25 protein-coding genes and 1 other annotated feature are annotated in these 26,779 nt (G+C 55.5%); of the genes, 16 read left to right on the top strand and 9 right to left on the bottom strand.

Features of this window, described 5'->3' with window-relative positions; all coding sequences use genetic code 11:
• From JO226_RS14625 to ettA, 3 genes are all read right to left on the bottom strand, one after another.
• On the bottom strand, nt 1-636 hold a 636-nt coding region (locus JO226_RS14625; protein WP_293602273.1), incomplete at its 3' end, for a polysaccharide biosynthesis/export family protein.
• A 31-nt stretch (nt 637-667) separates the two neighbouring features.
• The gene (locus JO226_RS14620) at nt 668-1,723 is read right to left on the bottom strand and encodes a capsule biosynthesis protein (protein WP_293602274.1); all 1,056 of its coding nucleotides are present in this window, start codon (nt 1,721-1,723) and stop codon (nt 668-670) included.
• A gap of 556 nt (nt 1,724-2,279) precedes the next feature.
• Entirely contained in the window at nt 2,280-3,947 is a 1,668-nt protein-coding gene (gene ettA, locus JO226_RS14615) for an energy-dependent translational throttle protein EttA (RefSeq protein ID WP_293602272.1), read from the bottom strand.
• Nucleotides 3,948-4,165: 218 nt separating this feature from the next.
• Here ettA and sltY point away from each other — a divergent pair, with 218 nt between their 5' ends.
• Nucleotides 4,166-6,103, top strand: a complete 1,938-nt coding sequence (gene sltY / locus JO226_RS14610; RefSeq protein ID WP_293602271.1) for a murein transglycosylase — start codon at nt 4,166-4,168, stop codon at nt 6,101-6,103.
• Between the two features lie 98 nt (nt 6,104-6,201).
• Nucleotides 6,202-6,531 carry a trp operon repressor gene (gene trpR, locus JO226_RS14605; RefSeq protein ID WP_293602270.1) on the top strand — a complete coding sequence of 110 codons (330 nt, stop codon included), beginning with the start codon at nt 6,202-6,204 and terminating at the stop codon, nt 6,529-6,531.
• Here the strand turns inward: trpR and yjjX are convergent.
• Nucleotides 6,522-7,037 (bottom strand): inosine/xanthosine triphosphatase, encoded by a 516-nt coding sequence (gene yjjX, locus JO226_RS14600; protein ID WP_293602269.1) that lies wholly within the window; start codon nt 7,035-7,037, stop codon nt 6,522-6,524. The genes trpR and yjjX overlap by 10 nt on opposite strands.
• 53 nt (nt 7,038-7,090) lie before the next feature.
• Here yjjX and gpmB point away from each other — a divergent pair, with 53 nt between their 5' ends.
• On the top strand, nt 7,091-7,738 hold the full coding sequence (gpmB, locus tag JO226_RS14595; protein ID WP_293602268.1) for a 2,3-diphosphoglycerate-dependent phosphoglycerate mutase GpmB: 648 nt from the start codon (nt 7,091-7,093) through the stop codon (nt 7,736-7,738).
• On the opposite strand, the gene robA is transcribed toward gpmB, so the two are convergent.
• Nucleotides 7,735-8,604 carry an MDR efflux pump AcrAB transcriptional activator RobA gene (gene robA, locus JO226_RS14590; protein WP_293602267.1) on the bottom strand — a complete coding sequence of 290 codons (870 nt, stop codon included), beginning with the start codon at nt 8,602-8,604 and terminating at the stop codon, nt 7,735-7,737. The two genes, gpmB and robA, sit on opposite strands and share 4 nt — an antisense overlap.
• A 208-nt stretch (nt 8,605-8,812) precedes the next feature.
• Between robA and creA the strand changes: the two genes are divergently transcribed.
• A complete protein-coding gene (gene creA, locus JO226_RS14585; RefSeq protein WP_293602266.1) occupies nt 8,813-9,286 on the top strand; it encodes a protein CreA in 474 nt (157 codons plus the stop codon).
• 64 nt (nt 9,287-9,350) lie between these two features.
• On the opposite strand, the gene arcA is transcribed toward creA, so the two are convergent.
• Nucleotides 9,351-10,067 carry a two-component system response regulator ArcA gene (arcA, locus tag JO226_RS14580; protein ID WP_013367683.1) on the bottom strand — a complete coding sequence of 239 codons (717 nt, stop codon included), beginning with the start codon at nt 10,065-10,067 and terminating at the stop codon, nt 9,351-9,353.
• Between the two features lie 95 nt (nt 10,068-10,162).
• Between arcA and yjjY the strand changes: the two genes are divergently transcribed.
• The 7 genes from yjjY (at nt 10,163) to JO226_RS14545 (ending at nt 16,931) form a co-directional block, all read left to right on the top strand.
• Nucleotides 10,163-10,303 (top strand): protein YjjY, encoded by a 141-nt coding sequence (gene yjjY, locus JO226_RS14575; RefSeq protein WP_001541509.1) that lies wholly within the window; start codon nt 10,163-10,165, stop codon nt 10,301-10,303.
• 399 nt (nt 10,304-10,702) lie between these two features.
• Complete coding sequence (locus JO226_RS14570; protein ID WP_293600688.1) at nt 10,703-11,389, top strand: tRNA/rRNA methyltransferase; 687 nt, start codon at nt 10,703-10,705, stop codon at nt 11,387-11,389.
• A 209-nt stretch (nt 11,390-11,598) separates the two neighbouring features.
• Nucleotides 11,599-11,667: a thr operon leader peptide gene (locus JO226_RS14565; RefSeq protein WP_157865609.1), complete on the top strand. Its 69-nt coding sequence runs from the start codon at nt 11,599-11,601 to the stop codon at nt 11,665-11,667.
• Nucleotides 11,606-11,723 (top strand) — a sequence feature (Thr leader region). (Overlaps the previous gene by 62 nt.)
• Nucleotides 11,724-11,748: 25 nt before the next feature.
• Nucleotides 11,749-14,211: a bifunctional aspartate kinase/homoserine dehydrogenase I gene (thrA, locus tag JO226_RS14560; protein ID WP_293600686.1), complete on the top strand. Its 2,463-nt coding sequence runs from the start codon at nt 11,749-11,751 to the stop codon at nt 14,209-14,211.
• A gap of 1 nt (nt 14,212) precedes the next feature.
• On the top strand, nt 14,213-15,142 hold the full coding sequence (thrB, locus tag JO226_RS14555) for a homoserine kinase (RefSeq protein WP_293600684.1): 930 nt from the start codon (nt 14,213-14,215) through the stop codon (nt 15,140-15,142).
• Between the two features lie 3 nt (nt 15,143-15,145).
• On the top strand, nt 15,146-16,432 hold the full coding sequence (gene thrC / locus JO226_RS14550) for a threonine synthase (protein WP_293600682.1): 1,287 nt from the start codon (nt 15,146-15,148) through the stop codon (nt 16,430-16,432).
• Nucleotides 16,433-16,628: 196 nt separating this feature from the next.
• The gene (locus tag JO226_RS14545) at nt 16,629-16,931 is read left to right on the top strand and encodes a DUF2502 domain-containing protein (protein WP_293600680.1); all 303 of its coding nucleotides are present in this window, start codon (nt 16,629-16,631) and stop codon (nt 16,929-16,931) included.
• 41 nt (nt 16,932-16,972) lie between these two features.
• Here JO226_RS14545 and yaaA read toward each other — a convergent pair whose 3' ends face one another.
• Together yaaA and JO226_RS14535 are read right to left on the bottom strand one after the other, a co-directional pair.
• A complete protein-coding gene (gene yaaA, locus JO226_RS14540) occupies nt 16,973-17,746 on the bottom strand; it encodes a peroxide stress protein YaaA (protein WP_293600678.1) in 774 nt (257 codons plus the stop codon).
• Between the two features lie 66 nt (nt 17,747-17,812).
• Nucleotides 17,813-19,240 carry a sodium:alanine symporter family protein gene (locus tag JO226_RS14535; protein WP_293600677.1) on the bottom strand — a complete coding sequence of 476 codons (1,428 nt, stop codon included), beginning with the start codon at nt 19,238-19,240 and terminating at the stop codon, nt 17,813-17,815.
• Between the two features lie 202 nt (nt 19,241-19,442).
• On the opposite strand from JO226_RS14535, the gene tal reads away from it, so the two are divergent.
• The 3 genes from tal (at nt 19,443) to JO226_RS14520 (ending at nt 22,509) form a co-directional block, all read left to right on the top strand.
• Nucleotides 19,443-20,396: a transaldolase gene (gene tal / locus JO226_RS14530; RefSeq protein WP_293600675.1), complete on the top strand. Its 954-nt coding sequence runs from the start codon at nt 19,443-19,445 to the stop codon at nt 20,394-20,396.
• 109 nt (nt 20,397-20,505) lie between these two features.
• A complete protein-coding gene (gene mog, locus JO226_RS14525; RefSeq protein ID WP_293600673.1) occupies nt 20,506-21,093 on the top strand; it encodes a molybdopterin adenylyltransferase in 588 nt (195 codons plus the stop codon).
• A 117-nt stretch (nt 21,094-21,210) separates the two neighbouring features.
• Complete coding sequence (locus JO226_RS14520; RefSeq protein WP_293600672.1) at nt 21,211-22,509, top strand: MFS transporter; 1,299 nt, start codon at nt 21,211-21,213, stop codon at nt 22,507-22,509.
• Nucleotides 22,510-22,580: 71 nt separating this feature from the next.
• Here the strand turns inward: JO226_RS14520 and satP are convergent, their stop codons facing one another.
• Nucleotides 22,581-23,147 (bottom strand): acetate uptake transporter, encoded by a 567-nt coding sequence (satP, locus tag JO226_RS14515; RefSeq protein WP_293600670.1) that lies wholly within the window; start codon nt 23,145-23,147, stop codon nt 22,581-22,583.
• Between the two features lie 355 nt (nt 23,148-23,502).
• Between satP and dnaK the strand changes: the two genes are divergently transcribed.
• Complete coding sequence (gene dnaK, locus JO226_RS14510; RefSeq protein WP_293600668.1) at nt 23,503-25,419, top strand: molecular chaperone DnaK; 1,917 nt, start codon at nt 23,503-23,505, stop codon at nt 25,417-25,419.
• Nucleotides 25,420-25,508: 89 nt separating this feature from the next.
• Entirely contained in the window at nt 25,509-26,642 is a 1,134-nt protein-coding gene (gene dnaJ, locus JO226_RS14505; protein ID WP_293600666.1) for a molecular chaperone DnaJ, read from the top strand.
• Nucleotides 26,643-26,779: the final 137 nt, after the last annotated feature.

Here is a 26,779-nt window from a genome sequence, read left to right as displayed (position 1 = left end):
ACCGCGTTTGACGGTAATGTCGACATAGCTGCCGCGCTCGCTGTCGACGCCGCCTGCTTTACTCAGATAGGAAAGCAGGGAATCAGAGGCAACGCCGCCGTAAAGCCCGGGATTTCTCACATAGCCGGTCACGAAAACTTTTACCGGCTGGGCCTGCAATAGCGAGGCGTAAACATTCACGTTCGACTGATAGACCTCTTTGACCTTCGCGGTGACCAGGCTGTTCAACTGGCCGTTGGTCACGCCGTTCACCTTCAGCGGGCCGACGTTAGGGACAAAAATGTTGCCTTTAGGGTCAACGGGTAAGGCACCGTCAAAGTTGAATGCACCCCAGAGCCGTATCTGAATCGTATCGCCAAGCCCGATGACGTAATTGGGGTTAAAACCGATCCCTGCGCCACTATCTGCCGTTGCCCCGGTAAACAGCTGAGCGCCGAACATGCGGCTTAAGACGGGTTCCGGTTGTGGTGGGGGAGTATTATCAAAGCCGTTGCTATCTATTGTTTCCGCTTTCGCGGCAAGGATAGCGGGTAAGTCGGCTGCGCCAGTTAATTGCGGATCAGCGGTAATTCCGACCGCCATACCTTGACTGGAGTGTAAAATCGTCAGGATAAGTATCGATTTAACTAATTTCATAATAGGCTCTGTTAATAATATTGGTAGGTCATTAGTCTTTATGATCTTCAATGATGGTGATCAATAATTTGACCGTGCCAAACAGTAAACAACACACCAATAACCAGCTTGCTAAGAGATACGGAATATCCGGATACTTGGATTCTTGCGGCAATTGTGGGGAGCTGATCACGGACAGAGTTTTTAATTTTCGCGCACTTTCCATGCGTGTCTTTTCAATAGCCTGGAGGGCCAGTGAGTAGAGATCGGTATCAAATGTGACGGTTGATTTCAGGTCTTCAAAATCAGCCGCCATACTGTTGAGTTTTTTTCCGTCAGGCGCGGTAATTTTACTTTGCTCGACGTCGATTTGCGCCTGCAGTGATTTGATGGCGTTTTTGGTACTCACGACCTGGGGCGCATCTTCACGTAAATAGGTCAGCAGGTTGCGTAAATCCGCCTCCATTTCAATTTTTTTGCCGATTAGCGTATTGACGAGCGTTGTGGCAGCCTCGGCGGATGCCGCGGGGTCAAGCACATTGTTATTGTTCTGGTACGACAATAATCTGTTTTTGCTGAGGCTCAGGCGTTCTTTGGCTTGCTGTAACTCGTCTTCGGCAAACTGCATCTGCTCACGTGAGATTTTATGAGACAACTCGTTAATGAAGCGCTCTGACTCCTTCAGTATCGTCTGGTTGAACCGCCGGGCAAACTCGGGGGTAAAACCCTGTGTCTGGATGGTTAACAGGCCCGTTTTTTCGTCATAATCGACGGCCAGCCGCGCCCGGTAGTACTCGAGATACCGCTCTGCGCTGATGTCCACCGGCAGATGAAACAGAAAATCCCAGCCGCTTTGACCAAAGGCCTGATGAAAATCGAGCTGTTTATCCAGCGTCTGCAGCATGTCTGGCGAGTTCATGTACTCTTTCAGGTACAGGGAGTCTTCCGCAGATGATGGGTTGGAAGCGCCAAGCAGCAGGCCGACATTCAGGCTGGAAGTATCAAGATCGTTAGGGCGCTTTACCGCAACCTTTGACTCGCTGACAAAACGCGGCTGGCTGAAAATGACCAGGTAGATGATGAGTAAACACATCGGCGCGGCGATCATAATTTTCCACAGATGGCGCTGGATACCGATCTTCTTCCATTGATGTAATGACGTTCTGGCCCGGCGGATTTTCCTGGATAAATCTTTTCCTGACAGACATTGCTTAATATTCATGAGTTATTCAATAAACCACATTAATAGATTAGACGAATGAATTACAGAGCGAATTACGCCCATCACCCACCACATTCACTATCCCTGTGACGATCGAATAACGCATGAGGTGTAATACGAGATAACATGTCATTCCCTTGCAATAACGCTATTTTCCCTGTGCCTGATGATTCCTGTTTAAGGAATAAATATTATGAATAACATATCACCTGCGCTGATGTGGAGTTTTAGCATAATTTATATATATGCTCAATAGTCATCAGGGAGAGGCTTTTTTACGGCGAGGGATAATATTTGTATTTATTATGAAATATGCGGTTGGCGTACTGTAGATATATAAAAAAGAACACTATTTTTCAGAGGGGATAGTTATTTATTTTTTTTGCAATCAACATTCAGTAATACTAAAGCGAATGGCTTTCGCCATTCGCTTTGCGCATGATTACTTGGTAATACGTTTGTACTTGATACGTTTCGGCTCCAGCGCGTCCGCGCCGAGGGTACGTTTCTTGTACTCTTCGTATTCGGTGAAGTTACCTTCGAAGAACTCCACTTTACCTTCATCCTGGTAGTCCAGGATGTGGGTGGCGATACGGTCGAGGAACCAACGGTCGTGCGAGATAACCATCGCGCAGCCCGGGAATTCCAGCAGGGCGTTTTCCAGTGCGCGCAGGGTTTCGATATCCAGGTCGTTGGTCGGTTCATCGAGCAGCAGCACGTTGCCGCCAACCTGTAGCAGCTTCGCCAGGTGCAGACGACCACGCTCACCGCCGGACAGTTCGCCTACGCGTTTGCCCTGGTCAGTACCTTTGAAGTTAAAGCGGCCCACATAGGCGCGGCTCGGCATTTCGGTGTTGCCGATACGCATGATATCCAGACCGCCGGAGACCTCTTCCCACACGGTTTTGCTGTTGTCCATGGCGTCGCGGAACTGGTCAACGGACGCGAGCTTCACGGTCTCACCCAGGGTGATGGCGCCGCTGTCAGGCTGTTCCTGACCGGACATCATGCGGAACAGCGTCGATTTACCCGCGCCGTTCGGACCAATGATGCCCACGATGGCGCCTTTCGGGACGGAGAAGCTCAGGTCGTCGATCAGCAGGCGGTCGCCGTAAGACTTACGCAGATTGCTGACTTCAACAACTTTATCCCCCAGACGCGCGCCAGGCGGAATAAACAGTTCGTTGGTTTCGTTACGTTTCTGGTATTCGGTGCTGTTGAGCTCTTCAAAGCGTGCCAGACGGGCTTTACCCTTAGACTGACGGCCTTTGGCGCCCTGACGCACCCACTCCAGTTCTTTCTCAATAGATTTACGGCGAGCCGCTTCCGCTGAGGCTTCCTGCGCCAGACGCTGATCTTTCTGCTCAAGCCAGGAGGAGTAGTTGCCTTCCCATGGAATACCTTCGCCACGGTCAAGCTCCAGGATCCAACCCGCTACGTTGTCGAGGAAGTAACGGTCGTGGGTAATCGCCACGACGGTGCCTTCGAAATCGTGCAGGAAGCGTTCCAGCCAGGCCACGGATTCCGCATCCAGGTGGTTGGTCGGTTCGTCGAGCAGCAGCATGTCCGGTTTTTCCAGCAGCAGACGGCACAGCGCGACGCGGCGGCGCTCACCACCGGAAAGATTCGCGATTTTCGCATCCCAGTCCGGCAGACGCAGGGCATCGGCCGCGCGCTCCAGCTGCACGTTCAGGTTATGACCGTCGTGCGCCTGGATTATCTCTTCAAACTTACCCTGTTGTGCGGCGAGTTTGTCAAAGTCAGCATCCGGTTCAGCGTACTTCGCGTACACCTCATCCAGACCTTTCAGCGCGTTAACCACTTCGGCAACCGCTTCTTCAACGGATTCACGCACAGTGTGCTCAGGATTGAGCTGCGGCTCCTGCGGCAGGTAGCCAATTTTGATGCCTGGCTGCGGGCGCGCTTCACCTTCGATATCGGTATCGATGCCCGCCATAATGCGCAGCAGGGTGGATTTACCGGCGCCGTTCAGACCAAGGACGCCGATTTTTGCGCCAGGGAAGAAGCTCAGCGAGATATTTTTCAGGATATGACGTTTCGGCGGAACCACTTTGCCGACACGATGCATGGTATAAACGAATTGAGCCACGTTGGACTTCGCCTCTTTTATAGTAAAGAAATAGTATTCAGCTGCGAAGTGTAGCCTTTTTCATGCTGTAATCCCAGCGAGGCGATCGCAGTAACATTAAAGGTAAAAAAGTGTTCCTGACGTGGCGCAATACGCAATGTCTGGTTAGCATAATTACCAGAAACAGTCTTTTACGCGGCACGATGCTGCATTGACGCATTTTTAAAGAGGAAGCGCTTGTGGAAAAAGCCCAACCCATGATGTGGCGTCTTCTGGCGGCCAGCGCCTGCCTGCTGACGGTAAGCTACGCGGTGCATGCGGATTCACTGGATGAACAGCGCAGCCGCTATGCCCAAATTAAGCAGGCGTGGGATAACCGCCAGATGGACGTTGTCGACCAACTGATGCCGACGCTAAAAGCGTATCCGCTCTATCCGTACCTGGAGTATCGTCAGATAACCGACGATCTGATGAATGAGCCCGCCATCACCGTGACCGATTTTGTACGCGCCAACCCGACGTTGCCGCCAGCACGTACCCTGCAAAACCGCTTTGTGAACGAGCTGGCGCGCAGGGAGGACTGGCGTGGGCTGCTGGCGTTCAGCCCGGATAAACCGGGCACCGCCGAGGCCCAGTGTAATTATTACTATGCGAAATACAGCACTGGCCTGACGCAGGAGGCCTGGACAGGGGCGCAAGAACTCTGGCTGACCGGTAAAAACCAACCTGCGGCCTGCGATAAGCTCTTCAGCGCCTGGCGCTCGTCGGGCGCGCAGGACCCGCTGGCTTATCTGGAGCGGATTCGCCTGGCGATGAAAGCCGGAAATACCAGCCTGGTCACCGCGCTTGCCGGGCAGATGCCTTCCAGCTATCAAACCATTTCTTCTGCCATCGTGAGTCTCGCGAATAACCCCAACAGCGTGCTGAGCTTCGCGCAGAGCACCGGGGCGACCGATTTTACGCGACAGATGGCGGCAGAAGCCTTTGAAAGCGTAGCGCGCCAGGATGTGGAGAACGCCCGCCTGATGCTGCCGATGCTGGTTCAGGCGCAGAAGCTCAATGAGGATCAGACTCAGGCGCTACGCGATATTGTCGCCTGGCGTTTAATGGGGACGGATGTAACGGACGAGCAAGCCCGCTGGCGCGACGATGCCGTGATGCGCTCGCAGTCGACTTCGCTTGTGGAGCGCCGCGTACGCATGGCGCTGGGCGAGGGCGATCGCCGTGGTCTGAATACCTGGCTTGCCCGTCTGCCGATGGAGGCGAAAGAGAAGGACGAATGGCGCTACTGGCAGGCGGATCTGCTGATGGAGCGCGGTCGTGACGATGAAGCGAAAAGCATTCTGCGTTCGCTGATGCAGCAGCGCGGTTTCTACCCGATGGTGGCTGCCCAACGGCTGGGCGAGGACTACCCTGTACGGGTAGAAAAACCGGAAGGGACGGTTGCTCCGTTGCTGGTCAGCGGCCCGGAAATGATGCGCGTGCGCGAGCTGATGTACTGGAATATGGATAACACCGCGCGCAGTGAATGGGCCAACCTGGTGACCAGCCGCACGCGCAACGAGCAGTCGCAGCTGGCGCGTTACGCCTACGATCAGGGCTGGTGGGATCTCAGCGTGCAGGCCACTATCGCCGGTAAGCTGTGGGATAATCTGCAGGAACGCTTCCCGCTAGCCTATAAGGACCTGTTTGCCCGTTACACCGGCGATAAGGGTTACGATAAGAGCTATGCGATGGCGATCGCCCGTCAGGAGAGTGCCTGGAACCCGAAAATTCGCTCTCCCGTCGGTGCCACCGGGCTGATGCAGTTGATGCCGGGAACGGCGACACATACGGTGAAGATGTTCAACGTACCGGGCTACAGCGGCCCAAGCCAGCTGCTTGACCCGGAAACCAACATCAATATCGGCACGCTGTACCTGCAGTATGTGTACCAGCAGTTCGACAATAACCGTATTTACGCCTCGGCGGCCTATAACGCCGGGCCGGGACGCGTGCGCACCTGGCAGGGCAACAGCGCCGGACGCCTCGATGCGGTCGCTTTTGTCGAGAGTATTCCGTTCTCGGAGACGCGGGGTTACGTGAAGAATGTGCTGGCCTACGATGCCTACTATCGCTACTTCATGGGCGAGCAGCCGGTCATTCTGACCAAGGCTGAGTGGCAACAGCGTTACTGATCCTGTCCCCGTTTCGGCGGAGTATGTTATGCTTGTACTCGCAAAAGAGTACATTTGGCGGATGGCCCCGGCCATCCGCCCCAATATGGTGGCGTAACATGACCCAACAATCCCCTTATTCAGCGGCGCTTGCCGAACAGCGTAACCAGGAATGGCTTCGTTTCGTCGAGCTGCTGCGTAAAGCGTATGAGGCTGATTTACACCTGCCTCTGCTTAATCTGATGATGACGCCGGATGAGCGGGAGGCGCTCGGCACCCGCGTGCGGATAATTGAAGAACTCCTGCGCGGAGAAATGAGCCAGCGCGAGCTGAAAAGCGAGCTCGGCGCGGGCATTGCGACCATCACGCGCGGTTCAAATAGTCTGAAATCGGCGCCTGTTGAGCTGCGTCAATGGCTGGAGCAGGCGCTGCCGGACACTCAGCGATAAACGGCGTTGTGAAATGGGCTAAGCGCCAGGATCACCGCCTGATAATAAACGCTGCTGCGGGTCAGTTTCCCGGCTGTAAATACGCCGATGGCGCCTTCCTTACGGCCAATCTCGTCAATCCCCGTATAGTGCGACATGACAGGCCCCAGCGCCTCGCCGTGGCGTACGCGTTCCAGAATTACCGCCGGGAGCGGTAATGTCGCCGAGCGCGCTTCGCCGCGCTGCTGGCGGCTTTCAATCACGACCCAGCTAAAGGTGCTGCCATCGTCAATACCGGCTTCAATCGCTACCCAGAAGTCCGCATCGGGACGGCTGGCGCGCGCGTTTGCCACCCGGTTACGTGCGCCAGCGCGCGTTTCTTCGCAGCCATTCGGTTGTTCCGGCACGCCGCTCTCGACGGCGATAGCATCAATGTGGCAGGATCCTTCGCCGAAGATCTCGGCAAAAGCCTGCATAATGGCCCGAATTTTTGCGGGATTAGTGGTAGCTGAGACAACTTGGTGCATAATCAAGACACTTAAGCCAAAAAATCATCATCGCAGTATAACGGATAATTAGCATGTTACAGGTATACCTTGTTCGCCACGGCGAGACGCAGTGGAACGCCGAGCGACGTCTTCAGGGCCAGTCCGACAGTCCGCTGACCGAAAAAGGTGAGCAGCAGGCCTGGCAGGTGGGGGAGCGCGCCAGAACGCTGGGCATCACCCATATTATCTCCAGCGACCTTGGCCGTACGCGCCGTACCGCCGAGATCATTGCTGACGCCTGCGGCTGTGCTGTAGCCTTCGACGCGCGTCTGCGCGAGCTGAACATGGGCGTGCTTGAGAAGCGTCTCATCGATTCGTTGACCGAGCAGGAAGAGGGCTGGCGTCGCCAACTGGTGAACGGCACGCCTGGCGGCCGTATTCCGCAGGGCGAGTCAATGCAGGAGCTGGCCGATCGTATGCACGCCGCATTGGTGAGCTGCCTGAATTTGCCGCAGGGAAGCCGCCCGCTGCTGGTCAGCCATGGTATGGCGCTGGGTTGCCTGATGAGCACGATCCTGGGATTACCGGCGCACGCTGAACGTCGCCTGCGTTTACGCAACTGCTCGATTTCTCGAGTGGACTACCAGCAAAGCCCGTGGCTTGCGCCAGGTTGGGTGGTGGAAACCGCAGGGGACATCTCGCATCTGGACGCCCCTGCGTTGGATGAGCTGCAGCGTTAACGACGAATCGGAATCAGGTACTCGCAGCGCAGCTGAATTGGGGGTTCCTGGTTGATCGCTTCTTTCTGCGGGAAGAAGCGTTCAATATCCTGGCCCTTACGACGGGTCAGGTTCAGCATCGGCATGCTGGTGCCATAGACGGTCAGAATAAACTCCTGCAGCCCGGTGCCCAGCCCTTCATAGGTGAACATCACATATTCGCCGCCTTCCAGCGTGACAGGATGCGAATTCTGCAGATGACCGTTGGCCATTTCCGGCGTCAGCGCAGTGGTGTACAGCACTTCCTGCTCGTCATCTCTGTCCAGATTCGGTCGTGGTTCGTGCAGGCCATACAGCATCGGCGGGATGCTCGGCGAGTTGCTGAGGAACTCACGCCAGAACTGAACGCGCATCTGCTGACGGAAATCGGAGATCTCTTCCAGCTTACAGGTATAGCTCTGGGTTACCCCGACCAGATGGGTTTCCGGAAGCATGACGAATTCATGCTTCGGCATGGTGAATTCGCCAAGACGCAGCGGCGGACGCATACCGAACGCGCTCCAGTCAGGAGAACGGCGATAGAGCGCTGGCGTCAGCGAGAACTGTTTCTTAAAGGCGCGGGTAAACGTCTGCTGCGAGTCGAAACGATACTGCAGGGCGATATCTAAAATAGGGCGCGCGGTCAAACGCAGCGCAACCGCTGATTTCGACAGTCGACGAGCGCGAATATAGGCACCAATCGCATGGCCAGTCACGTCTTTAAACATTCTCTGCAGGTGCCACTTGGAATAGCCTGCTTTTGCCGCCACGTTATCCAGTGACAGAGGCTGATCAAGGTGCCCTTCGAGCCAGCTTAGAAGATCGCGAATAATCCCAGCCTGATCCATATATATGTCCTCATCCTTACGCAGATGCCTGTTACTAGGTTAGCGGATAATAACATTTTTTGATGTTTTAGCATTCAGTGTTTTTTTTGCTCTAAAGTGCGATTTTACAGGTTATTAAGTTATTATTTTTGTAAAGCTGTGATCTTTAAACATTTTCTGCTTTAAAAGTGAATAATCGCTCAACGTCATTTTCAGAAATGGTAACAATATGAAATACAAGAGTTTAATGATTGGCCTCCTGCTGGCGATGGCCGGGCAAGCGGCACACGCGGAACAAATTGGCTCCGTCGATACGGTGTTCAAGATGATCGGCCCAGATCATAAAATCGTTGTCGAGGCTTTTGACGATCCGGATGTGAACAATGTGACCTGCTACATCAGCCGGGCGAAAACCGGGGGGATTAAAGGTGGCTTAGGGCTGGCGGAAGATACCTCCGATGCGGCCATCTCCTGCCAGCAGGTTGGGCCAATTGAGGTAAGCGATAAGATCAAAAACGGCAAGACACAGGGCGATGTAGTGTTCCAGAAGCGCACGTCTCTGGTGTTCAAAAAGCTGCAGGTGGTGCGTTTTTATGACGCCAAACGCAACGCGCTGGTGTACCTGACGTACTCCGATAAAGTGGTGGACGGTTCGCCGAAAAACGCCATCAGCGCCGTACCGATTATGCCGTGGAAGGGATAATCGAGTTATGCAAGGATAAAAAAACGGCGCAAAGTGCGCCGTTTTTTTAGGGCTAACAGTAATATTATTCCTGCAGATCGCCGCAGAAACGATAACCTTCACCGTGGATCGTGGCGATGATTTCCGGCGTATCCGGCGTGGATTCGAAGTGCTTACGAATACGGCGGATAGTCACGTCAACGGTACGGTCGTGCGGCTTCAGCTCGCGACCGGTCATTTTCTTCAGCAGCTCTGCGCGGGACTGGATCTTGCCCGGGTTTTCGCAGAAGTGCAGCATGGCGCGGAATTCGCTACGCGGCAGCTTGTACTGCTCGCCGTTCGGGCTGATAAGAGAGCGGCTGTTGATGTCCAGCTCCCAGCCGTTGAACTTGTAGCTTTCAACGCTGCGGCGTTCTTCGCTCACGGTACCCAGATTCATGGTGCGGGAGAGCAGGTTGCGCGCACGAATCGTCAGTTCACGTGGGTTGAACGGCTTGGTAATATAGTCATCTGCACCGATTTCCAGACCGAGGATTTTGTCGACCTCGTTGTCACGGCCGGTAAGGAACATCAGGGCGACGTTTGCCTGTTCGCGCAGTTCACGCGCCAACAGAAGGCCGTTTTTCCCTGGCAGATTGATATCCATAATCACCAGATTGATATCATTTTCTGAAAGGATCTGATGCATTTCCGCGCCATCGGTCGCTTCGAAAACATCGTAGCCTTCTGCTTCGAAAATACTTTTTAACGTGTTGCGTGTTACCAACTCGTCTTCAACGATAAGAATGTGCGGGGTCTGCATGTTTGCTACCTAAATTGCCAACTAAATCGAAACAGGAAGTACAAAAGTCCCTGACCCGCCTGGTACATGTCGCAAATTAACATGACCGGCATAACATGACTAAAGTACGTAATTGCGTTCTTGATGCACTTTCCATCAACGTCAACAACATCATTAGCTTGGTCGTGGGTACTTTCCCTCTGGACCCGACAGTGTCAAAAACGGCTGTCATCCTAACCATTTTAACAGCAACATAACAGGCTAAGTGACGTCTGACACCCAATAAAACTACGCTTCGTTGACATATATCAAGTTCAATTGTAGCACGTTAACAGTCTTGTGAAATCATTGCATCTAAATGCTAGCGTTTGTCACAATTTGGCAACAAGTCAGGTAGTTGCGAAGATTAACTGATAAACGCAATGAATCCAACAGGGGCGCGTTAATTGAATTTAAAATACTATTTGAGAACATGAGGATATATCAGTTCTGTTAACATATTACCTCAGTGGATTCTTAGAAAATAGTTTAATCTTTTTTATATGTTAAGAAACGCCATTTCACTGATTTTTGTTGCAATTAAGTAAATTCGCGCCGCGCAATATGTTGACGTGCATCACATTGTTGCCGTCTGAATGCTAAAAAGAGATGATTACATGCGCTTATCAATCGTGCTGGTTTCGCCAGCAAGAGCCGAAAATATCGGCGCTGCCGCCCGGGCCATGAAGACCATGGGCTTCACCGAAATGCGAATTGTCGCAAGCGTCGCGCACCGTGAACCCGGCGCGCAGCGGGTCGCCCACGGCGCCGGCGATATCCTCGAAAACATCACCACTTATGCCACTCTGGCCGAGGCGTTGCACGATGTGGATTTCACTATCGCCACCACCGCCCGCAGCCGCGCGCGCTTTCACTATTACGCCACGCCGCAGGAGCTGATGCCGCTGCTGGAGGAAAAATCACAGTGGCTGCAGCACGCCGCGCTGGTGTTTGGCCGCGAAGATTCGGGCTTAACCAATGACGAACTGGCGCTGGCCGATGTGCTGACCGGCGTGCCGATGGTGGCCGACTACCCGTCGCTGAACCTCGGACAGGCAGTGATGGTCTACTGCTACCAGCTCTCTTCTCTGACGCAAAATACGGCGCCTGGCGCCAGTGAGGGCGACGAAAACCAGCTACAGGCGTTACGTCTTCGCACCCAGGCGTTGCTGGAACGATTGCAGGTGGCCGATGACCATAAACTGGCCGACTGGCTACAGCAGCGGATCGGCCTTTTAGCGCAGCGGGATACCGCCATGTTGCACCGTTTGCTGCATGATATCGAAAAAAATCTCTCAGCGTAAAATGCTGCCATAAATTTTATTTATGGGGTGATGCTCTGCATTAGCGGGTTTGATTTGGGGTATCTGGTCAAAAACTAGGGCGGCGTTAGCCGGAATCGGGGTGGTTACGGAATGTGACCAATGTAAAAATTCGTTGACTTACCCTGCCAGATACTTTAACCAATATAGGGAACAGCACAGACAGATAAATAACAGAGCACACAACATCCATGATTCGCATCAGCATGATTACCACTATTACAACCATCACCATTACCACAGGTATCGGTGCGGGCTGACGCGTACAGGAAAAAAAGAAAAAAGCCCGCACCTGAACAGTGCGGGCTTTTTTTTCGACTAAAAATCAAGGGGTAAGAACTATGCGAGTCTTGAAGTTCGGCGGTACATCAGTGGCAAACGCAGAGTGCTTTCTGCGAGTTGCCGATATTCTGGAGAGCAACGCCAGGCAGGGGCAGGTCGCCACTGTGCTTTCTGCCCCGGCCAAAATCACCAACCATCTGGTCGCGATGATTGAAAAAACCATTGGCGGTCAGGAAGCTCTTGTGAATATTGCTGATGCTGAGCGTATTTTCGCTGAACTGCTTCAGGGCCTTGCCGATGCTCAGTCGGGTTTTCCTCTCGCACAGTTAAAGGCGGTCGTCGCTCAGGAATTCGCGCAGATTAAACATGTCCTGCATGGCATCAGCCTGTTAGGTCAGTGTCCGGATGCCGTCAACGCGGCGTTTATCTGCCGGGGTGAAAAGCTGTCGATCGCCATCATGGCTGGTCTGCTGGAGGCGCGCGGCCACAAGGTCACCGTTATCGATCCGGTCGAGAAGCTGCTGGCGGTGGGGCACTATCTGGAATCGACGGTCGATATCGCGGAATCAACCCGCCGTATCGTCGCCAGCCAAATTCCGTCTGACCACATGGTGCTGATGGCCGGGTTTACCGCCGGTAACGACAAAGGCGAATTGGTGGTTCTGGGGCGTAACGGTTCCGACTATTCCGCGGCGGTGCTGGCCGCCTGCCTGCGCGCCGACTGCTGTGAGATCTGGACCGACGTTGACGGCGTTTATACCTGCGACCCGCGCCAGGTGCCGGATGCCCGGCTGCTGAAGTCGATGTCCTACCAGGAAGCGATGGAGCTCTCTTACTTCGGCGCGAAGGTGCTGCATCCGCGTACGATCTCGCCGATCGCCCAGTTCCAGATCCCCTGTCTTATCAAAAATACCGGCAACCCGCAGGCGCCGGGCACGCTGATTGGCGCCAGCCGCGATGAAGACGGTCTGCCGGTCAAAGGGATCTCAAATCTTAACAACATGGCGATGTTCAACGTCTCCGGCCCTGGCATGAAAGGCATGGTGGGGATGGCGGCGCGCGTGTTCGCCACCATGTCCCGCGCCGGAATTTCGGTGGTGCTGATTACCCAGTCCTCTTCCGAATACAGCATCAGCTTCTGCGTGCCGCAAAGCGACAGCCCGCGGGCGAAGAAGGTGATGGAAGATGAGTTTTATCTCGAACTGAAAGAGGGGCTGCTGGAGCCGCTGTCGATCATGGAGCGGCTGGCCATTATCTCCGTGGTCGGCGACGGTATGCGTACCCTGCGCGGTATCTCGGCTAAGTTCTTTGCCGCGCTGGCGCGCGCCAATATCAACATTGTGGCGATTGCCCAGGGCTCCTCTGAGCGTTCCATCTCTGTGGTTGTGAACAACGATGACGCCACCACCGGCGTGCGCGTGGTGCACCAGATGCTGTTCAATACCGACCAGGTGATTGAGGTGTTTGTCATCGGCGTGGGCGGCGTGGGCGGCGCGCTGCTTGAGCAGCTCAAGCGCCAGCAGGGCTGGCTTAAGAGCAAGCATATCGACCTGCGGGTGTGCGGCGTGGCGAACTCCCGGGCGCTGCTGACCAACGTACATGGTCTGAACCTGGAAAACTGGCGCGGTGAGCTTGCCGAGGCGAAAGAGCCATTTAATCTTGGCCGCCTGATTCGCCTGGTAAAAGAGTATCACCTGCTGAACCCGGTGATCGTGGACTGTACCTCAAGCCAGGCCGTTGCCGATCAGTACGCGGATTTTCTGCGCGAAGGTTTCCATGTGGTGACGCCGAATAAAAAGGCGAACACCTCATCGATGAACTACTATCACGAACTGCGTCAGGCGGCCGCTGGCTCCCGCCGCAAGTTTTTGTATGACACCAACGTCGGCGCGGGTCTGCCGGTGATTGAGAACCTGCAGAACCTTCTTAGCGCAGGAGATGAGCTGCAGCGTTTCTCCGGTATTCTCTCGGGTTCTCTGTCGTTCATCTTCGGTAAGCTCGATGAGGGGATGAGCCTGTCGGAAGCGACAACGCTGGCGCGGGAAATGGGCTATACCGAACCCGATCCGCGTGATGACCTGTCCGGCATGGATGTGGCGCGCAAGCTGCTGATCCTCGTGCGTGAGACGGGTCGCCAGCTTGAACTTAGCGACATTGTGGTGGAGTCCGTGCTGCCGGACGATTTTGACGCCTCCGGCGACACCGACAGTTTTATGGCGCGTTTGCCGCAGCTGAACAATACCTTCGCCGCGCGGGTGGCGAAAGCCCGCGATACGGGCCACGTGCTGCGTTACGTCGGCAACATCGAAGAAGATGGCGTATGCCGCGTGAAGATAGCCGAAGTGGACGGCAACGATCCGCTGTATAAAGTGAAAAACGGCGAGAACGCGCTGGCATTCTATAGCCACTATTATCAGCCGCTGCCGCTGGTGTTGCGCGGATACGGCGCAGGCAACGACGTGACGGCGGCCGGGGTGTTTGCCGATCTGCTGCGTACCCTGTCATGGAAGTTAGGAGTCTAAGATGGTTAAAGTTTATGCCCCGGCCTCCAGCGCGAATATGAGCGTTGGTTTTGATGTGCTGGGCGCGGCGGTGGCGCCGGTGGATGGGACGCTGCTGGGCGATAACGTCAGCGTTGAGGCGGCGGACGTTTTCAGCCTGAAAAACGTCGGGCGTTTTGCCAGTAAGCTGCCGTCCGATCCGCGGGAGAATATCGCCTGGCAGTGCTGGGAGCGTTATTGTCTGGAGATTGGCAAAATCGTACCTGTCGCCATGACGCTGGAGAAGAACATGCCGATTGGCTCCGGTCTCGGTTCCAGCGCCTGCTCCGTTGTGGCTGCGCTGGTGGCGATGAACGAGTACTGCGGCAAACCGCTGAATGAACACCGGATGCTGGCGCTGATGGGTGAGCTGGAAGGGCGTATCTCCGGCAGCATTCATTACGATAACGTCGCGCCTTGCTACCTGGGCGGGATGCAGTTGATGATTGAAGAAAGCGGCATTATCAGCCAGCAGGTGCCAGGCTTTGATGAGTGGCTGTGGGTGCTGGCCTACCCGGGGATTAAGGTCTCAACCGCCGAGGCGCGGGCCATTCTTCCGGCGCAGTATCGTCGTCAGGATTGCATTGCGCATGGCCGTCATCTTGCCGGGTTTATCCATGCCTGTTACAGCCGTCAGCCAGCGCTTGCCGCCACGCTGATGAAAGATGTTATCGCCGAGCCTTATCGCACGAAACTGTTGCCGGGCTTTAGCGAAGCGCGTCAGGCGGTGGCGGAGATAGGCGCGGTGGCGAGCGGTATTTCCGGCTCCGGCCCGACAATGTTCGCCCTGTGCGACAACCCGGCTACCGCCCAGCGAGTCGCAGACTGGCTCAGTAAACACTATCTGCAAAATCAGGAAGGCTTTGTTCATATTTGCCGGCTGGACACGGCGGGCGCACGCGTGGTGGGATAATTGATGAAACTGTATAACTTAAAAGATCACAACGAGCAGGTCAGCTTCGCGCAGGCCGTCACCCAGGGCTTAGGCAAGCATCAGGGGCTGTTTTTCCCGCACGATCTGCCGGAGTTCAGCCTGACCGAGGTCGACGAGATGCTACAGCAGGATTTCGTCAGTCGCAGCGCGAAGATCCTCTCCGCGTTTATCGGCGATGAGATCCCGGCCGCTGAGCTGGAAGCGCGTCTGCGCGCGGCATTTGCTTTCCCGGCGCCGGTAAGTCAGGTGCAGGGCGATGTGGGCTGCCTTGAGCTGTTCCACGGTCCGACGCTGGCGTTCAAGGACTTTGGCGGGCGCTTTATGGCGCAGATGCTGACCCACATCAGCGGCGATAAGCCGGTGACTATCCTGACGGCGACGTCAGGGGATACTGGCGCGGCCGTCGCGCATGCCTTCTACGGCCTGAAGAATGTCCGCGTCGTTATCCTCTATCCGCGCGGTAAAATCAGCCCGCTGCAGGAGAAGCTGTTCTGTACCCTGGGCGGCAATATTGAGACCGTTGCTATCGATGGCGATTTCGACGCCTGCCAGGCGCTGGTGAAGCACGCCTTCGATGACGAAGAACTGAAGCAGACGCTGGGGCTGAACTCCGCGAACTCTATCAACATCAGCCGTCTGTTGGCGCAGATTTGCTACTACTTCGAAGCGGTGGCGCAACTGCCGCAGGATGCGCGTAATCAGCTGGTGATTTCGGTGCCAAGCGGTAACTTTGGCGACCTGACGGCGGGGCTGCTCGCGAAGTCGATGGGGCTGCCGGTGAAGCGTTTTATCGCCGCGACGAACGTCAACGACACCGTACCGCGCTTCCTGCAGGAAGGCGAGTGGAAGCCGAAAGCCACGCAGGCCACGCTGTCAAACGCGATGGACGTCAGTCAGCCTAACAACTGGCCGCGCGTGGAGGAGCTGTTCCGTCGGAAGGTGTGGCGTCTGAACGACCTCGGCTACGCGTCGGTGGACGATGAGACCACTAAAGCGACCATGCGCGAACTGCAGGCGCTGGGCTACACCTCAGAGCCGCATGCGGCGGTGGCCTATCGCGCGTTGCGCGACACGCTGCAGCCCGGCGAGTACGGGTTGTTCCTCGGTACTGCGCATCCGGCGAAGTTCAAAGAGAGCGTGGAGGCGATTCTTGGCCAGCCGCTGCCGCTGCCAAAGGAGCTGGCCTGTCGCGCCAGCCTGCCGCTGCTGTCGCACAACCTGCCGGCTGATTTCGCGGCGCTGCGTCAGTTCATGATGCGCAACGCGTAATTTCTCTGTTTCCTCCGGCCGACAGGCCGGGGGAAACGGGGAGAAATTATGCAGAGTTTCGGCAGAAAAAATGCAGGAATGACCAATAAATGCGGGGGGCCGCAAGATTAGGATTACGGATAATAACGGAGCGTGGTTTTGACGAGTAATCTTCTTATATAGACCCATATCGGGCACTGATGATAAGGAGTACCCTATGTCTGCACTGAAACCCGTTCTCCTCGCACTTTCGATGATGCTGGCGGCTCCGGTAATGGTGCATGCTTCCGAAATCACCCTGATTCCGGCCGTGAAGCTGCAGATTGGCGATCAAGACCACGACGGCAACTACTGGGATGGCGACCACTGGCGCGATCGCGACTGGTGGGATCACCACTATGAGTGGCGTGACAACCACTGGCATGAACATGAAGATAAGTACTGGAAACATCACCACGGCGATCATGATGAGCATGGCGACTATCATGAGCATCATGGCGATCATGACTCCCAGCACTGATTGTACTTCTCACCCTCTCCCGTCCGGGAGAGGGCACTTCCTTACTGCACGTGGCGTTTGAATACCAGCTCGTCTTTTACCGATGTCTCTTCATCAAAGAAATAGCCCTCGCTGTTAAACCCGGTTAACTGCTCCGGCTTCGTCAGGCGATTTTCAATGATGTAGCGACTCATCAGCCCACGCGCTTTTTTGGCGTAGAAGCTGATGACCTTGAATTTGCCGTTTTTCTCGTCAAGGAAGACGGGCTTGATGATGCGCCCCTGCAGGTTCTTCGGTTTCACCGATTTAAAATACTCATCAGACGCCAGGTTGACGATGATATCGTCGCCTTGCGCTTTCAGCGCCTCATTGAGCTTGTCGGTAATAATATCGCCCCAGAAGTGGTACAGATCTTTGCCTTTGGCATTCTCCAGACGGATACCCATCTCAAGGCGATAAGGCTGCATCAGATCCAGCGGGCGCAGCACGCCGTACAGCCCGGAAAGCATCCGCAGATGCGTCTGGGCGAAATCAAAATCCGCATCGTTGAATTCTTCGGCCTGCAGTCCGGTATAGACGTCGCCCTTAAATGCGAGGATCGCCTGGCGCGCGTTCTGCGGGGTGAAGTCCGGCTGCCATTCGTGAAAGCGGGTCGCGTTCAGGCTCGCCAGCTTGTCGCTGATGCTCATCAGCGTGGCTATCTGCGGCGCCGACAGCTTACGCGCCTCGGTAATCAGCTGCTGGGAGTAATCCAGCAGCTCAGGGTGTGTATAGCGGGTCGTGGCCAGCGGGCTTTGGTAGTCCAGCGTTTTTGCAGGTGAAATCAGAATCAGCATATCCAGTCCTTGCGGGAATTTTTCTCCGACTTTACCAAAAAACGACCATGAAGGGAGCGATAGCTGCTATTGGCGAGCATCATCATCCCAGCTTCCCGGCGCCAGCTGCGGTTTAATCTCCGGATAACGCGAGGGATTGAACACCGGTTTCAGCCCCAGCTTTCGCTGTCGCAGATAGTCGCTGGCAAGGATATGCACCACCGGCGAAAGCAGAAGGATCGCCGTCAGATTGGTGATGGCCATCAGCGCCATAATGATATCCGCCAGTTGCCAGACCACCGGCAGGCTCATCAGCGTACCTGCCATCACCATCAGCAGCGTCACGGCGCGCAGCAGCCAGACGTTTCGCGGCGTGTTGAGGCGCAGGTAAATCAGGTTGTTCTCGGCATAGATATAGTTCGCCACGATGGAGGTAAAGGCGAACAGCAGGACGATACCGGCGACGAACGGAGCTCCCCAACTGCCGGCAAAATGCGTCATCGCCTGCTGCACCAATTGAATGCCATTGCCGGGGTGTTCTGTGCTATGTCCGGCAAGCAGTACGACCATGGCCGTCGCCGTGCAGACGATCATGGTGTCCGTGAAGACGCCTATCATCTGTACAATACCCTGCGCCGCGGGATGGGGCGGTGAAGAGGCCGCTGTCGCCGCCGCGTTGGGCGTGGAGCCCATCCCCGCTTCGTTAGAAAACATTCCGCGTTGAAAACCGCTGGTCAGCGCCTGGCTGACGGTATACCCCACCGCGCCCGCGGCGGCTTCCTGCCAGCCAAAGGCGCAGCGGATGATGTTGCTGATAACCCCGGGAATTTCGCCAATGTGCCAGAGGCTGATTATCAGGCTGACGGTCACCCACAGCAGCAACATGACCGGTACCAGCCACTGCATTAGCCGCGCGACGCCGCGCAGCCCGCGGACAATCACCAGCAGCGTGAGCAGCGCCAGTACTGCGCCGGTAATCATTTCCGGCAGATGGAAGGCATAGCGCATAGCGTGCGATATGGAGTTCGCCTGGACCGTGTTGAAGATAAAGCCGTAGGCCAGCAACAGGAAAATCGAGAACATCACCCCCATCCAGCGCATGCCCAGCCCTCGGGACATATACCAGGCCGGGCCGCCGCGAAACTGACCGCTGGCGTCGCGCTCTTTGTACAATTGCGCCAGCGAGCACTCGGCAAATGAGGTGGCCATCCCGATAATTGCCGACACCCACATCCAGAATACGGCGCCCGGGCCGCCGACGGTAATCGCCAGCGCTACGCCCGCCAGGTTACCGCTGCCGACGCGCGCCGCCAGGCTGGTGCACAGCGCCTGGAAAGCGCTCAGGCCGTTGGACTGCGGCACAATGCTGTTTTTCAGACTTTTGCCAAACTGGCGAAGACGGCGAAACTGGATATATCCGGTTCGCCAGGTAAACCATACTCCGGCGCCGAGGAGCAGGTAAATCATGACCGAGCCCCAGAGTATCTCATTGATAAAGGATAAAAATTCAGGCATTAAACTTCTCCATTAAAATGCCATAAACCCGTGTAAGCGTTACCACTTACAGACAGTCCATTTACGGGCACAGAAATCATCCTCTGAGTTTATCATACTCTGCGCTCTCTGGCCGTCTGCGGTTGCGCTGGCACTGGGGCGTGATATTATCGTGGCAGACCGGTTACATCCCCCTAACAGCTGTTTAAAGAGAAACACTATCATGACGGATAAATTGACCTCCCTGCGTCAGTACACAACCGTAGTGGCTGACACCGGAGACATTGCAGCAATGAAGCTGTATCAGCCTCAGGATGCGACAACCAACCCTTCACTGATCCTGGGTGCTGCCCAGATTCCTGAATACCGTAAGCTGATTGATGACGCTATTGCATGGGCGCGTAGCCAGAGCAGCTCCCGTGCTCAGCAGGTGGTTGACGCGACTGATAAGCTGGCGGTGAACATTGGTCTGGAAATCCTCAAGCTGATCCCGGGCCGTATTTCTACTGAAGTTGACGCACGTCTGTCCTACGATACCGAAGGCTCCATTGCCAAAGCGAAGCGCCTGATCAAGCTGTATAACGATGCGGGTATCAGCAACGATCGCATCCTTATCAAGCTGGCCTCCACCTGGCAGGGCATCCGTGCTGCCGAGCAGCTGGAAAAAGAAGGCATCAACTGTAACCTGACGCTGCTGTTCTCCTTCGCTCAGGCGCGTGCTTGCGCGGAAGCGGGCGTGTTCCTGATTTCTCCGTTCGTGGGCCGTATCCTCGACTGGTACAAAACCAATACCGACAAGAAAGAATACGCGGCCTCTGAAGATCCGGGCGTGGTTTCCGTTTCTGAAATCTACAGCTACTACAAAGAGCACGGCTACGAGACCGTCGTGATGGGCGCAAGCTTCCGTAACGTCGGCGAAATTCTCGAGCTGGCAGGTTGCGATCGTCTGACTATCGCGCCAGCGCTGCTCAAAGAGCTGTCTGAAGCGCAGGGCGCCATTGAGCGTAAACTGGTTTACACCGGTGAAGTGAAAGCGCGTCCGGAACGCATCACCGAGTCCCAGTTCCTGTGGCAGCACAACCAGGACCCGATGGCGGTAGACAAGCTGGCGGAAGGTATCCGTAAGTTTGCTATCGACCAGGAAAAACTGGAAAAAATGATCGGCGAACTGCTGTAATCATTCGGCGTGGCCGGGTCTCCGGTCACGCTACCCCCTTCGAAAACTGTCTGTCATCTCTCCCGCAGTGTATCATTCTGTTTAACTGCATCTCTTAAACGGAATTCATATGAACACATTACGTATCGGCTTAGTGTCCATTTCTGACCGCGCATCCAGTGGTGTTTATCAGGATAAAGGGATCCCGGCGCTTGAAGCATGGCTGTCGCGCGCGCTGACGACGCCTTTTGTCCTTGAGACCCGCCTGATCCCCGACGAACAGCCCGTCATTGAGCAAACCCTTTGCGAGCTGGTGGATGAAATGAGCTGCCACCTGGTGCTGACGACCGGCGGTACCGGGCCTGCGCGCCGTGACGTGACGCCGGATGCGACGCTGGCCGTTGCCGATCGCGAGATGCCGGGGTTTGGCGAGCAGATGCGTCAGATAAGCCTGCACTTTGTGCCGACGGCGATTTTGTCCCGCCAGGTGGGGGTTATTCGTAAACAGGCGCTGATCCTTAACCTGCCTGGTCAGCCGAAATCTATCCAGGAAACGCTGGAGGGCGTTAAGGACGCGGAGGGTAACGTAGTGGTTCACGGTATCTTCGCAAGTGTACCTTATTGTGTACAGTTGCTGGAGGGGCCGTACCTCGAAACCGATCCGCAGGTGGTAGCGGCTTTTCGTCCGAAAAGCGCACGCCGCGAGACAATCTCCTGAAGATGGCGGATTTGTGACATAACCTGTTTTTCCGGTCGTTTGTGGCGTGATTTACGGTATGGTAATTTTTTCTTTACGATGCATGTAAACCAAACAAAACAAAACAAGCGATCCGTTATGTCACACTCTTCCCGACCTCTGAACCGACAGGATTATAAAACGCTGACGCTCGCGGCATTAGGCGGCGCGCTGGAGTTTTATGATTTCATCATCTTCGTCTTCTTCGCCGCGGTCGTCGGCGAGCTTTTCTTCCCGGCGGATATTCCGGAATGGCTGCGCCAGGTGCAGACGTTCGGCATCTTCGCCGCGGGCTATCTGGCGCGCCCGCTTGGCGGCATTATCATGGCCCACTTTGGCGATCTTGTGGGCCGTAAGAAGATGTTTACCCTGAGTATTCTGTTGATGGCGGTACCGACGCTGGCAATGGGGCTGCTGCCGGTGTACGCCTCTGTCGGTCTTGCGGCGCCGCTGCTGCTGCTACTGATGCGTATTCTCCAGGGGGCCGCCATCGGCGGCGAAGTGCCTGGCGCCTGGGTCTTCGTGGCGGAGCATGTGCCTGCGCGGCGGGTCGGTATTGCCTGCGGTACGCTGACGGCGGGGCTAACGGTGGGCATTCTGCTCGGCTCGGTGGTGGCGACGCTTATCAATACCAGCCTGACACCGCAGGCGATTCACGACGGCGGCTGGCGTATTCCGTTCCTGTTGGGCGGCGCGTTTGGCCTGCTGGCCATGTACCTGCGCCGCTGGCTGCAGGAAACGCCGGTGTTCCTCGAAATGCAGCAACGCAAAGCGCTGGCGCAGGAGCTGCCGGTGAAAGCGGTTGTGCTTAAGCATCAGCGTGCCGTAGTGGTGTCGATGCTGCTGACCTGGCTGCTGTCTGCGGGCATTGTGGTCGTGATCCTGATGTCGCCGGTATGGCTGCAAAAGCAGTATGGCTTACCGCCAGCGCTGACGCTGCAGGCCAACAGCATCGCAACGATCATGCTGTGTTTTGGCTGCCTGATTGCCGGGATGGCGGCGGATAAATACGGCGCCAGCCGGACGTTTATCATCGGCAGCCTGCTGCTGGCGGCCTCAAGCTGGGCTTTCTACCATCTTGTCGGTGCGTATCCTGAATACCTGTTCCCTTTGTATGGCCTGGTCGGGCTGTGCGTCGGTGTGGTGGGGGCCGTGCCGTATGTGATGGTGCGGGCGTTTCCGGCGGCGGTGCGTTTTACCGGCATCTCCTTCTCCTATAACGTCTCCTATGCCATTTTCGGCGGGTTGACGCCGATTGCGGTGACGCTGCTGATGAGCGTCTCGCCGATGGCGCCCGCCTGGTACGTCGCGGCTTTGTCGCTGGTCGGGTTGTTGCTGGGGTTGTGGCTGCATAAAACGCAGGGACTGATTAAGACGCAGGAACAAATAACGGCGTGATGCCAGGGAAGCAGACGGCAGGGAAGAGACAGAAAATTCGTGCCCGCGGGCGGGCACGAAAGAAAAAACGCTTAGTGTTTTTCACCAATCGGCAGCACGGTGCGGCCAAACTGCTCGTTCAGCACTTCACCCATTGCCAGGTAAATAGCGCTGGCGCCGCAAACCAGACCGATCCAGCCTGCAACGTGTACGATGCCTTCGCTATCCGCCAGATGACCTATCGCCAGCAGGGCGAACAGGACGGTCAGGCTCAGGAAGACGAACTGCAGCGCGCGGTTACCCTTCAGCGTGCCGAAGAACATAAACAGCGTGAAGACGCCCCACAGGCCCAGGTAGACGCCCAGGAAGTGCGGATTTGCCGCGTCTGCCAGGCCCATTTTCGGCATCAGGAGGATAGCGACCAGCGTCAGCCAGAAAGAACCATAAGAGGTAAAGGCGGTGACACCGAAGGTATTGCCTTTCTTGTATTCCAGCAGGCCTGCAAAGATCTGTGCGATACCGCCGTAAAAAATACCCATCGCCAGGATAATGCCATCAAGCGGGAACAGCCCGATGTTATGCAGGTTCAGCAGGATAGTCGTCATGCCGAAGCCCATTAAGCCCAGCGGAGCCGGATTAGCCAACGTAGTGTTGCCCATAATTCCTCAAAATCATCATTTAAAGGGTTAAATATGTTTCCCACAGCCGCTTAGAAATGGCGGGGCGCGGAATCATAATCGTGACAAATTAGGCTGTCTATGATCAAAGCAGGGAGAATAGACATTTTTTACACATCTGCCTGGCTTGACGCGGCTGGGGATTTAGAGGCTTAGCGAAAAAAGAGCAAAATTTTTTTTGCCCTGCCCCTTGATGGGCGTTATTGCGACCCCATCTTGTAACCAACCGCAGTGGTGAGCCTGGAAAAAAACGATTCAGGGAGCTTGAAACCGCACGTTTCGCCCTTATTACAGGTTCACAACCACATGATGACGAATTTTTAGTGGAGACGTTTAGATGGGTAAAATTATTGGTATCGACCTGGGTACTACCAACTCTTGTGTAGCGATTATGGATGGCACTACTGCACGTGTGCTGGAGAATGCCGAGGGCGATCGCACCACGCCTTCTATCATTGCTTATACCCAGGATGGTGAAACTCTGGTTGGTCAGCCGGCTAAACGTCAGGCAGTGACAAACCCGCAAAACACCCTGTTTGCGATCAAACGCCTGATTGGCCGCCGCTTCAAGGACGAAGAAGTTCAGCGCGATGTATCCATTATGCCGTACAAAATTATAGGCGCGGATAACGGCGACGCCTGGCTGGACGTTAAAGGTCAGAAAATGGCACCGCCGCAGATCTCTGCCGAAGTGCTGAAAAAAATGAAGAAAACCGCTGAGGATTACCTGGGTGAGCCGGTAACTGAAGCCGTTATCACCGTACCGGCATACTTCAACGATGCTCAGCGTCAGGCAACCAAAGACGCTGGCCGTATCGCCGGTCTGGAAGTCAAACGTATCATCAACGAACCGACAGCCGCTGCGCTGGCTTACGGTCTGGACAAAGAAGTCGGCAACCGTACTATCGCGGTCTATGACCTCGGTGGCGGTACCTTCGATATCTCTATTATCGAAATCGATGAAGTTGACGGCGAGAAAACCTTCGAAGTTCTGGCAACCAATGGTGATACCCACCTGGGCGGCGAAGACTTCGATACGCGTCTGATCAACTACCTCGTTGACGAGTTCAAGAAAGATCAGGGCATCGACCTGCGTAACGACCCGCTGGCGATGCAGCGCCTGAAAGAAGCCGCTGAGAAAGCGAAGATCGAACTGTCTTCCGCTCAGCAGACCGACGTGAACCTGCCGTACATCACCGCAGACGCAACCGGTCCGAAACACATGAATATTAAAGTGACTCGCGCGAAACTGGAAAGCCTGGTTGAAGACCTGGTGAACCGTTCCATCGAGCCGCTGAAAGTCGCTCTGCAGGACGCTGGTCTGTCTGTTTCTGACGTTCAGGACGTGATCCTGGTCGGCGGCCAGACCCGTATGCCGATGGTGCAGAAGAAAGTGGCCGAGTTCTTCGGTAAAGAACCGCGTAAAGACGTGAACCCGGACGAAGCGGTCGCTATCGGCGCTGCGGTTCAGGGCGGCGTACTGACCGGTGATGTGAAGGACGTTCTGCTGCTGGACGTGACCCCGCTGTCTCTGGGTATCGAAACCATGGGCGGTGTGATGACGGCGCTCATCAACAAAAACACCACCATCCCGACCAAGCACAGCCAGGTGTTCTCTACCGCTGAAGACAACCAGTCTGCGGTAACCATCCATGTGCTGCAGGGTGAGCGTAAACGTTCTGGCGATAACAAATCTCTGGGTCAGTTCAACCTGGATGGTATCAGCCCGGCACCGCGCGGCATGCCGCAGATCGAAGTGACCTTCGATATCGACGCTGACGGTATCCTGCACGTGTCCGCGAAAGACAAAAACAGCGGTAAAGAGCAGAAGATAACCATCAAGGCCTCTTCTGGTCTGAACGAAGAAGAGATCCAGAAAATGGTTCGCGAAGCGGAAGCAAACGCTGAGTCTGACCGTAAGTTCGAAGAGTTGGTGCAGACCCGCAACCAGGGCGACCATCTGCTGCACAGCACTCGCAAGCAGGTTGAAGAAGCAGGCGATAAACTGCCGGCTGACGACAAAACCGCGATCGAGTCTGCGCTGACCGCGCTGGAAGCGTCTTTGAAAGGCGAAGACAAAGCGGATATCGAAGCGAAAATGCAGGCGCTGGCGCAGGCTTCCCAGAAACTGCTGGAAATTGCTCAACAGCAGCATGCCCAGCAGCAGGCGGGCGGCGCTGATGCTTCCGCGAACAACGCGAAAGACGACGATGTTGTCGACGCGGAGTTCGAAGAAGTCAAAGATAAAAAATAATCGCCCTGATGCAGGGTAATTAGACTGGCACGGGCGTCGGGGTTTTTACCTCTACGCCCGTGCTCGCATGTTAAGGGCTATTAAAAGAGATGGCGAAGAAAGACTATTACGAGATTTTGGGCGTTTCCAAAACAGCGGAAGAGCGTGAAATCAAAAAGGCTTACAAGCGCCTGGCGATGAAGTTCCACCCGGACCGCAATCAGGGTGACAAAGAGGCCGAAGCCAAGTTCAAAGAGATCAAGGAAGCCTATGAGATCCTGACCGATGCGCAAAAGCGCGCGGCCTACGATCAGTACGGCCACGCCGCGTTTGAACAAGGCGGCATGGGCGGCGGCGGATTTGGCGGCGGCGGCGCGGACTTCAGCGATATCTTTGGCGACGTGTTTGGCGATATCTTTGGCGGTGGACGCGGGCGTCAGCGCGCGGCACGCGGCGCCGATTTGCGCTATAACATGGATCTTACCCTGGAAGAGGCCGTTCGTGGCGTCACCAAAGAGATCCGCATTCCGACGCTGGAAGAGTGCGACGTTTGCCACGGCAGCGGCGCAAAATCCGGAACCCAGCCGCAGACCTGTCCGACCTGTCACGGTTCCGGCCAGGTGCAGATGCGTCAGGGCTTTTTTGCCGTACAGCAGACCTGTCCGCACTGTCAGGGCCGCGGTACGCTGATTAAAGATCCGTGCAATAAGTGTCACGGTCACGGTCGCGTCGAGAAGACCAAAACCCTGTCGGTTAAAATCCCGGCGGGCGTGGATACCGGCGATCGCATTCGTCTGGCCGGCGAAGGCGAAGCGGGCGAGCACGGCGCGCCGGCAGGCGATCTGTACGTTCAGGTCCAGGTGAAGCAGCACGCCATCTTCGAGCGTGAAGGCAATAACCTGTATTGCGAAGTGCCGATCAACTTCGCCATGGCGGCGCTGGGCGGCGAAATCGAAGTGCCGACCCTCGACGGTCGCGTGAATCTGAAAGTGCCTGGCGAAACCCAGACCGGCAAGCTGTTCCGCATGCGCGGCAAAGGGGTAAAATCCGTCCGTGGCGGCGCGCAGGGCGACCTGCTGTGCCGCGTGGTGGTGGAAACGCCGGTTGGCCTGAACGAGAAACAGAAGCAGCTGCTAAAAGAGCTGCAGGAAAGTTTTGGCGGCCCAACGGGGGAGAAAAACAGCCCGCGTTCAAAAAGCTTTTTCGACGGCGTGAAAAAATTCTTTGATGATTTGACCCGCTAAGGGTGCTTATCCGCCGTAACCGCAAAAGCCCGGGCTCGTCCCGGGTTTTTTTTATGCGATCGGAATAATTCGTTAAAATCGAGTGTTAATGGCTAAATAACCTTATTTTAACGAGTGTTTATTGGGGTTAATATGGT

The organism is Pluralibacter sp. (assembly GCF_019237635.1).
GTDB lineage: Bacteria > Pseudomonadota > Gammaproteobacteria > Enterobacterales > Enterobacteriaceae > Enterobacter_B.
This window is presented reverse-complemented; position numbering and strand designations above follow the sequence as displayed.